Origin of the sequence: Marivita sp., from assembly GCF_965656765.1 — a bacterium.
Classification (GTDB): Bacteria; Pseudomonadota; Alphaproteobacteria; order Rhodobacterales; family Rhodobacteraceae; genus Marivita.
This window is the reverse complement of the sequence record NZ_CBFHLV010000032.1, coordinates 24,115-33,265: the sequence shown is the minus strand read 5'-3', so window position 1 is coordinate 33,265 and position 9,151 is coordinate 24,115. Positions and strand designations below refer to the sequence as shown.

The following is a 9,151-nucleotide window of genomic DNA, read 5'->3' as shown; positions in this document are numbered from 1 at the left end:
CCTATCTCGATCTATTAACGAAGTGGTCACCAAAAATTAACCTCGTGTCGTCATCGTCGCTTAAAGATGCTGGGAAGCGTCATTTTGATGATTCGTTACAGGTTGCATCCTTGTGTCCGGATTCAGCGACAACATGGTGCGATCTTGGTTCCGGGGGCGGTTTTCCTGGTGCAGTGGTTGCTATTGCGCTTGCCGATAGAGGATTGGACGTGACTTTAGTAGAGAGTGACCAACGGAAAGCGGCGTTTATGCGAACTGTTTCACGTGAAACAAATGTGCCGTTCACAGTGATCGCAAAACGCATTGAGGAGGTGAAGGGTCTAAAGGCAGACGTGATCAGCGCCCGCGCACTCGCGCCTTTGGTCGATCTTTTGGACTTTTCAGACCATCACATGGACCAAGGTGGCACGTCTTTGTTTATGAAAGGCGGAACTTGGCGACATGAAATTGTCGACGCGCAAAAGAAGTGGCGATTCACATACGAAGCCCATAAAAGTGTGACACAACCCGATGCCGCTATTCTTGAAATTGGAGGCCTCTCTCGTGTATGACCCAACGCGCCCGGCTGGTCCGAAGATCATAGCGATTGCAAATCAAAAAGGCGGGGTTGGCAAGACAACGACTGCCATAAATTTTGCCTCCGCGCTTGCCGAAATTGGCCAAAAGGTTCTTGTGGTGGACCTCGATCCACAAGGCAATGCATCTACTGGGCTTGGAGTTATGCCAGAAGATCGGCACGCTACGACGTATGATCTTTTGCTAGATGATTTTCCGCTGAGCGATATCGTTTGTCGAACAGGTCAGGACAATCTGTTCCTTGTCCCTTCAACAACTGATTTGAGCTCAGCCGATATTGAGCTGATCGCGAATGAAAAACGGAGCTTCTTGCTTCACGACGCCTTGCGGCAAACCGATATGGATCAGTTTGCATTTGATTTTATATTGATAGATTGCCCGCCGTCGCTGAATCTTTTGACTGTAAACGCAATGGTGGCAGCGCACTCCGTTCTGGTTCCTCTGCAAAGTGAGTTCTTTGCTCTTGAAGGCCTAAGTCAGCTGATGCTGACCATCCGTGAGGTCCGGCAGTCGGCAAATCCTAAGCTCCGTATCGAAGGTGTTGTTCTTACGATGTACGACTCCAGGAACAATCTGTCCCAGCAGGTTGAAACGGATGCGCGTGATAATTTGGGTGACTTGGTGTTTAAAACGGTTATTCCGCGGAATGTTCGTGTTAGCGAGGCGCCATCATACGCATTGCCGGTTCTTGAATATGACACCAATTCCAAAGGCGCAATTGCTTACCGCGCTTTGGCGCGAGAATTCCTGGGTAAGCACGAAACAATGACAGCAGCATAAGGGTACACCATGGCTGAGAAAAAAGAGCAGCGTCGCGGCTTGGGGCGTGGTTTGTCTGCCTTGATGGCTGATATTGAACCCGAAGCGGATGTGGAAACGCAATCATCACGCAGGCCAGTTCGGACATTGCCAATTGATCAATTGTTTCCGAACCCGGATCAGCCCCGCCGCAGTTTTGATGCGGACGCGCTACAAGACCTCACAAATTCAATTCGTAGTAAAGGTGTGATTCAACCGCTTATCGTTCGGCAACGTGATGGGGTTGAAAGCCAGTACGAGATTGTTGCTGGTGAACGGCGCTGGCGCGCAGCACAGGCGGCAAATGTCCATGAAGTGCCGGTTGTTGTTCGTGAACTCTCAGACGAAGATGTTCTTGAAATTGCGATTATTGAAAACATTCAGAGGGCTGATCTTAACCCGATCGAAGAAGCGGCTGGGTACGAACAGCTGATGAGCCGCTTTGGTCATACCCAAGAAAAGCTGGCGACCGCGCTCGGGAAAAGCCGCAGTCATATCGCAAATCTCTTGCGACTGTTAAACTTGCCTGATGTGGTGAAACAGGCTGTGACTGATGGAAAACTGTCAGCAGGCCATGCACGAGCGCTAGTGACAGCACCGGACCCGGTGCTGTTGGCGGGTCAAATTGTTCGTAAAGGATTGTCGGTTCGGGAAACGGAGCGAATGGTTCGTGAGGCGCTGAACCCTGATGCTGTGCCTAAGTCGAAATCTTCGTCCAAATCGACCGATAGCGCTTCCAAAGACGCGGATACCAAAGCGCTAGAGGGAGATTTGTCTGCGGCTTTGGGAATGAAGGTGTCGATCAATCACAGTGCGGGGAAAGAAGCTGGATCGGTTACGATCGGGTACGACAGTCTCGAAGATCTTGATGCGCTGTGTATGATTCTTAGCGCTGGTCGTTGATTAGCTTTTTGCTAATTGAGATATCAAATAGTTCAACAAGGGGCGGCCTTGATCTGTTGCCCCAATGCGGGATCCATTTTTCCAGATCATGCTGCCGTCAAGAAGCGTGTTGAATCTCGGCCAGTCGATCAAAGACGAAACGTCGTCTATATCTAGTCCCTCTTTTAGCCTAAGCCCCATTATCAACCGTTCATCTGCTACATCTAGGCATGAAAGAGAAGTTGTCTCTTTAATTCCGGATCCATTTGAAGCGGCGTTCAACCAGGCCTCAGGTTGCTTCCAGCATTCCGTAGCTTGTCTTTGTCCGTTGAGGGTGAGGCGGCCATGCGCACCGGGCCCAATCCCGGCATAGTCACCGCCACGCCAGTAAAGCAGGTTGTGTTTGGATTTAGCTCCCTCGCGCGCATGATTTGACACCTCGTAGGCGGTGTAGCCCGCGTTCTCACAAAGCTCCTGGGTCAAATCGTATAAATCGGCACCCAAATCGTCTGTTGGTAGCCCCTTCAAAGACCCACGCTGCGCCCGATCCCAAAACGCGGTACCTTCTTCAATCGTCAGTTGATAGAGCGAGAGGTGGTCCACGGCCATGTCTAATGCAGTGCTGAGTTCTGTGTGCCAATCATCAAGCGATTGGTTTTGACGTGCGTAAATCAGGTCAAAGCTCACGCGATCAAAGATCTCTCGAGCGATAGAAAACGCTATTTGAGCATCTTCCACGTCATGAAGGCGGCCCAGATTACGAAGGTCAGCATTGTTTAGAGCCTGTACCCCCAACGACACGCGATTAACGCCATGTTTGGCATAGCCTTCGAACCTGTGCGCCTCGACCGAGGTTGGGTTGGCTTCAAGTGTGATTTCGATGTCATTGGCAAAGGGCCAGACATCTCGTGCTGCGGACAATACCGTTTCAACGGTGGATGGCTCCATCAGGCTTGGTGTGCCACCGCCAAAAAATATGGAAGACAAAACGCGGGGACCCGTTTCCACGCCAGTGCGCCGAATTTCGGACGCTAGTGCATCAGCCCATTTGGCCTGATCAACGGAAGCCCGGACGTGGCTGTTGAAGTCGCAGTAGGGGCATTTCGCGGCGCAAAACGGCCAATGGACATAAAGCCCAAAGCCCCGATCTTGCCAGAGCTCAGTCAAAGCACCCCGTCACAAATTTTTGGAACGCATCAGCGCGGTGGCTGATCTTGTTTTTTTCCCAGCGATCCATCTCACCAAAGGTGACGTCATGGCCATCAGGCTGGAACACTGGATCGTAGCCATGCCCTTGTTCACCACGCATGGGCCAAACGAGCTGACCGCTCATGGTGCCGGGAAAAACCTCATCATGGCCATCAGGCCAAGCAAGGACCAGAGTGCAACAAAAGCGGCCGGTCCATGGTGGCGTGATCCCGGTTTCCAAGATTGCCTTGTGGGCCTTTTCCATCGCCATGATAAAGTCGCGACCAGTCTCTGTTTCTGCCCAATCCGCAGTATACACGCCCGGTGCACCGTTCAGTGCGTCGATCTCTAAACCGCTGTCATCGGACAATGCTGGTAAGCCGGTTGCCTTGGCTGCGGCGTGTGCCTTGATCCGGGCGTTTTCGACAAATGTTGTGCCGTCTTCGATAGGTTCCGGCAGGTTCATCTCGGCCGCGCCAACGACCGAGACTCCGTAGTCTGTAAGAAGATCAGCGATCTCTTCTAACTTGCCCGCGTTGTGCGTTGCTACAAGAAGCCGATCTCCCTCGAATTTGCGTGTCATTCGACCGCCTTGAGCTGAAGCGCTACCAATTCCTGTACGCCCGCATCCGCAAGATCCAGCAATTGGGTCATCTGATCACGTGAAAATGTAGAGCCTTCGGCGGACATTTGAATTTCGATCAACTGACCATCGCCGCGCATGATGAAGTTACCATCAACGCCTGCTTCGGAATCTTCGGGGTAATCCAAATCGACCACGGGCTGGCCTGCATAAATCCCACAGCTGACAGCTGCGACTGGTGAAATCAGTGGATCGCTTGTCACGTCGCCAGCCTTCATCAGCTTGTTGACGGCAAGCCGCAGAGCGACCCAACCACCAGTGATTGAGGCACAACGCGTTCCGCCATCGGCCTGGATTACGTCGCAGTCGATGCTGATCTGTCGTTCACCCAAGGCAACTCGATCAACCCCGGCACGCAAGCTACGCCCGATTAGTCTCTGAATCTCGACCGTGCGGCCCTGTTGTTTGCCAGCCGAGCTTTCACGCCGCATTCGGCTTGTCGTGGACCGTGGCAGCATTCCGTATTCCGCAGTGACCCAACCAAGGCCGGAACCTTTGATAAAAGGCGGCACGCGGTCTTCGATCGTGGCTGTGCAGAGCACATGGGTGTCGCCCATGCGGATCATGCAGGACCCCTCGGCATGTTTGTTAATCCCGGTTTCGATTGAAACCGCGCGCATTTCGCTTAATTTCCGTCCTGACGGTCGCATGGTATGTCCCTTTGATTGCCGTGTACGGATACAGGCAGGCTTTCTGGTTTCGCAACCCCATAGTCTGTCATACCTATGACTGTCATCAGCAATGCGAGGTGCGTGATTGAGCGACGGATCAAAAATTCTGGATGAACTGAACGACCGGTCACGGGACGTGTTCCGCAAGGTCGTCGAAGGATATCTGACAAACGGTGAACCAGTTGGCTCTCGAACGCTGACCCGGACACTTGATGAAAAGGTATCGGCCGCGACAATCCGGAACGTGATGCAAGACCTCGAATTCCTGGGATTGTTGGATAGCCCGCATATCAGCGCGGGACGCGTGCCGACGCAGCTTGGCTTGCGGATGTTCGTTGATGGGTTGCTTGAGGTGCGTGACCTCGACAAAGACGATCAGCAGAAGATCGACGCAACCGTCACGAGCAACAGTCAAGATGTTGGATCAATCCTTGATCGCGTTGGGTCTGCTTTGTCGGGCGTGACCCAAGGGGCGTCGCTCGTTCTGACTCCGAAACATGAAGCGGCGATCAAGCACATTGAATTTGTGCCAGTCGGTGGTGATCAGGCGTTGGTTGTTCTGGTGTTTACCGACGGGCATGTCGAAAATCGACTTTTCACACCACCACCGGGGCAAACACCAAGCTCTATGAGAGAGGCGGCAAATTTCCTGAATGCTCTGGTCGAGGGGAAAACCCTGTCTGATTTGCGCCGGACGATTAAAGACGACATGTCGCGCAAACGAAGAGAGCTTGATGCGCTCGCGGCCATACTGGTTGAGCAGGGTTTGGCCATATGGGATGAAGATGCCGACACTTCGGGCCGTTTGATTGTGCGGGGACGTTCGAATCTTTTGGCTGAAGACACGCATGCAGAAGAACTTGAACGCGTTCGTGAACTGTTCGATGATCTTGAGCGCAAGCGAGATATTGCTGAATTTCTGGAACTCACCGAAGAAGGTGACGGTGTGCGCATTTTTATCGGTTCTGAGAACAAACTTTTCTCACTTTCGGGTTCCTCTTTGGTTGTGTCTCCATATATGAACGCTGATCGTAAAATTATCGGTGCGGTTGGGGTCATAGGCCCGACGCGACTTAATTACGGTAGAATCGTACCGATTGTAGACTACACAGCGCAGCTCGTCGGGAAACTGCTCGGCGACCGCAACCAAGGGTAACCAGATGGCCGAAACGGATCACACAAAAGATTTTCTCGATAGCTTGGCAGATGCTGAGGCAGAGGAAAACGAAGCGCTTGAAGAAGAGATCAGTGATGAAGACGCTGATATGGATTCTCTGCGTGCCGAGCGGGATGATCTGAAAGATAAATTCATGCGGGCGTTGGCCGAGGCCGAAAACGCGCGCAAGCGGTCTGAAAAGGATCGCCGCGAGGCACAGCAATATGGTGGATCACGCTTGGCTCGTGACCTTTTGCCAGTGTACGACAACCTTCAGCGTGCGCTTGATGCGATCCCAGAGGATCAGCGCGAAGCGTCCAAAGCCTTTATCGAAGGCGTAGAGTTGACCATGCGCGAGTTGTTGAACGTATTCAGCAAACATGGTGTCACCGCGATCAAGCCCGAAGTGGGCGACAAGTTTGATCCACAACACCATGAAGCGATGTTCGAAGCGCCAGTGCCGGGCACAACCGCTGGTGAGATCATTCAAGTCTCAACCGAAGGATTCATGCTGTATGACCGTCTGCTGCGTCCCGCGCAGGTCGGCGTAAGCTCTATGCCAAAATCTTAATCATCGGTTTGTAGAAGCGATTTCAGGTTATACAGAGCCTGTAGTGCTTCTATCGGCGTCATTTCATCGGGGTGCAGGTCTTTGATCTGCGCCTCGATTTTGCTTTCCCCGGTGGGTTTTGTTGGCTGTGGCGCTTGGGCCACCGCTGAGAACAGAGGTAGGTCGTCAATCAATGCCTTGGGCGACGTGTTTTCCCGCTCGCCTTTTTCCAACGCGTCTAGAACAGATCGGGCTCGAGTGATTACGGCGGGCGGCAACCCGGCTAATTGCGCGACCTGAACGCCATAGGACCGATCAGCCGCGCCATCGCGAACTTCGTGAAGGAAAACCACGTCACCTTCCCATTCCCGTACTGCGACAGTGGAGTTCTTTACCCCATCCAGCTGCGTCGCGAGAGCTGTCAGTTCGTGATAATGTGTCGCGAAAAGCGCGCGGACCTTGTTCACCGACTGCAGGTGTTCCAGAGTTGCCCATGCGATCGAGAGACCGTCATAGGTTGCGGTGCCGCGTCCTATCTCGTCCAAGATCACCAGCGTGCGGTCGTCCGCCTGATTGAGAATCGCTGCTGTCTCCACCATTTCGACCATGAATGTGGATCGCCCACGTGCGAGATCGTCTGACGCACCGACGCGGCTGAAGATCTGGCTGACCAACCCGATATGCGCCGATTTTGCTGGGACATAGGACCCGATCTGCGCAAGTAGTGCGATAAGCGCGTTCTGGCGCAAGTAGGTTGATTTACCAGCCATGTTTGGGCCTGTCAGCAGCGCGATCGACGCATGGTTTGTGTCAGCGCTTAGGCCGCAGTCGTTGGCGACAAACCCGTTTTCACCCTGCGCCCTCAGAGATCGTTCAACCACTGGGTGACGGCCTAATTGAATATCGAAGGATCGGCTTTCGTCGACTATAGGTCGGCACCAGTCTAAATCAGAAGCGAGGTCGGCCAAGGCGGTTGCAAGGTCTAATTCGGCCAGACCCGTGGCAAGGGCGTTCAGTACAGGCTGTTGCTCCAGAATGGCCTGACTTAGGGTTGAATAGAGACGCTTTTCAATTTCAATCGCTTCGGAACCTGCATTCATGATCCGGCGTTCTAGTTCGGAAAGTTCAACCGTAGTAAAGCGGATTTGGTTTGCAGTCGTTTGCCGGTGAATAAAGGTCTCGTTCAGTGGCGGCGCCATCATCTTTTCGGCATGTGTCGATGTGGTCTCGATAAAGTAACCAAGGACATTGTTGTGCTTGATCTTAAGAGACGACACGCCCGCCATTTCGGAATACTGCGCCTGAAGGCCAGCAATCACACCGCGTCCCTCGTCGCGTAACTTGCGCGCCTCGTCGAGGGCTTCGTCATACCCCGGTGCAATAAATCCACCATCCCGCGCCAGGAGAGGCGGTTCGGCAACCAGCGCCTCATCCAAAAGACCCATCAGATCGTCGTGACCTTTACAGGCGTTTACTGCATTTTGAAGGATGCTGGGCAGAGATTGTGTCTCTAACACACCTGAAATCGCTTCCGCCTGTTCCAGGGCGTTTCGGATTGCGGCCATGTCGCGTGGACCTCCACGCTCAAGGCCCAGACGCGAAAGAGCGCGGTCTAGATCAGGGACACGTTTCAGCGCATCGCGGACCTGAATGGCGATTGTCGGATCAGAAATTGCCCAGCTGATCGCCTCTTGTCGGTTGCCAATTACAGATAGGTTTCGCGACGGAGTAGATAACCGGCGCTCCAACAAACGCGCACCGCTGGCTGTGGCTGTTCGATCAATGACCGATAGCAAGGACCCGGCACGCCCGCCTTGGAGTGAATGCGTCAGCTCAAGGTTTCTGCGTGTGGCCGCATCAATGTGCATCGAATGGCCCAGCTTTTCCTGCTGCGGTGGTCGCAACAGGGGCAGGCGGCCCTTTTGCGTCAGATCGAGATATTCAAGCAGAGCGCCCATCGCGGAGAGCTCTGGGCGGGAAAACTGCCCAAACGCATCAAGCGAAGATACGCCGAATTGTTGCGTCAGACGCGTGTGCGCGCCTGTTGAGTCAAAGCTCGATTTTCCAAGCCATGTCGGCTCGAGCCCAAGATCGTCCAACACCGACGACACTGCGTTTTCGGTCCCTTCGGCCATCAGGATTTCCGCGGGTGCGAGTTGCGCGAGTTCCGGGCCGACTCGGGCCAAAGACAATGGCAGCACATGTAGCGCGCCGGTCGAAATGTCTGTCCATGCAAGCGCCCAATCGTCTCTGACGCAGGCCAAAGCGGTTAGAAAATTGTGACGACGCGCCTCGAGTAGGGTTTCTTCGGTCAATGTGCCGGGAGTCACCAAACGCACCACATCGCGTTTGACGACAGATTTGGACCCGCGTTTTTTCGCTTCAGCCGGGCTTTCCATCTGTTCGCAAACAGCGACACGAAAGCCTTTGCGGATGAGGGTTAACAAATACCCTTCGGCCGCATGAACCGGAACGCCGCACATCGGTATGTCATCGCCGTCATGTTTGCCGCGTTTGGTAAGCGCGATGTCCAAAGCCTCTGCTGCGGCTGCAGCATCGTCAAAGAACAATTCGTAAAAGTCGCCCATGCGGTAGAATAATAAAGCATCTGCATACTGGGATTTTATTTCCAGATATTGCGCCATCATGGGTGTGACGGGTGATTTATTCGCGTTCACAAGCTTCCC

9 protein-coding genes are annotated in these 9,151 nt (G+C 53.5%); 5 read left to right on the top strand and 4 right to left on the bottom strand.

The genetic code is table 11. The features are described from left to right. The 3 genes from rsmG to ACTG4M_RS10365 form a co-directional block, all read left to right on the top strand. Window positions 1–551, top strand: a 551-nt coding sequence (gene rsmG, locus ACTG4M_RS10375) for a 16S rRNA (guanine(527)-N(7))-methyltransferase RsmG (protein WP_439123583.1), incomplete at its 5' end; no start/stop codon positions are given. Continuing rightward, a complete protein-coding gene (locus tag ACTG4M_RS10370) occupies window positions 544–1,356 on the top strand; it encodes a ParA family protein (protein ID WP_439123582.1) in 813 nt (270 codons plus the stop codon). The genes rsmG and ACTG4M_RS10370, both read left to right, overlap by 8 nt. 9 nt (window positions 1,357–1,365) lie before the next feature. Further along, window positions 1,366–2,277, top strand: a complete 912-nt coding sequence (locus tag ACTG4M_RS10365; RefSeq protein WP_439123581.1) for a ParB/RepB/Spo0J family partition protein — start codon at window positions 1,366–1,368, stop codon at window positions 2,275–2,277. Here ACTG4M_RS10365 and hemW read toward each other — a convergent pair whose 3' ends face one another. From hemW to rph, 3 genes are read right to left on the bottom strand one after another with little or no spacing between them, the layout of a single operon-like run. After that, window positions 2,278–3,423 carry a radical SAM family heme chaperone HemW gene (gene hemW, locus ACTG4M_RS10360; RefSeq protein ID WP_439123580.1) on the bottom strand — a complete coding sequence of 382 codons (1,146 nt, stop codon included), beginning with the start codon at window positions 3,421–3,423 and terminating at the stop codon, window positions 2,278–2,280. After that, window positions 3,416–4,027 carry an RdgB/HAM1 family non-canonical purine NTP pyrophosphatase gene (rdgB, locus tag ACTG4M_RS10355; protein ID WP_439123579.1) on the bottom strand — a complete coding sequence of 204 codons (612 nt, stop codon included), beginning with the start codon at window positions 4,025–4,027 and terminating at the stop codon, window positions 3,416–3,418. The genes hemW and rdgB overlap by 8 nt, the downstream gene beginning before the upstream one ends. Continuing rightward, a complete protein-coding gene (rph, locus tag ACTG4M_RS10350) occupies window positions 4,024–4,737 on the bottom strand; it encodes a ribonuclease PH (protein WP_439123578.1) in 714 nt (237 codons plus the stop codon). Before rph ends, rdgB begins: the two co-directional genes overlap by 4 nt. 106 nt (window positions 4,738–4,843) lie before the next feature. Between rph and hrcA the strand changes: the two genes are divergently transcribed. Both hrcA and ACTG4M_RS10340 read left to right on the top strand, forming a co-directional pair. Further along, window positions 4,844–5,914 (top strand): heat-inducible transcriptional repressor HrcA, encoded by a 1,071-nt coding sequence (gene hrcA, locus ACTG4M_RS10345; RefSeq protein WP_439123577.1) that lies wholly within the window; start codon window positions 4,844–4,846, stop codon window positions 5,912–5,914. A 4-nt stretch (window positions 5,915–5,918) separates the two neighbouring features. Beyond that, window positions 5,919–6,485: a nucleotide exchange factor GrpE gene (locus tag ACTG4M_RS10340; protein WP_439123576.1), complete on the top strand. Its 567-nt coding sequence runs from the start codon at window positions 5,919–5,921 to the stop codon at window positions 6,483–6,485. On the opposite strand, the gene mutS is transcribed toward ACTG4M_RS10340, so the two are convergent. Then, the gene (gene mutS / locus ACTG4M_RS10335; protein WP_439123584.1) at window positions 6,482–9,112 is read right to left on the bottom strand and encodes a DNA mismatch repair protein MutS; all 2,631 of its coding nucleotides are present in this window, start codon (window positions 9,110–9,112) and stop codon (window positions 6,482–6,484) included. The two genes, ACTG4M_RS10340 and mutS, sit on opposite strands and share 4 nt — an antisense overlap. Window positions 9,113–9,151 lie beyond the last annotated feature (39 nt).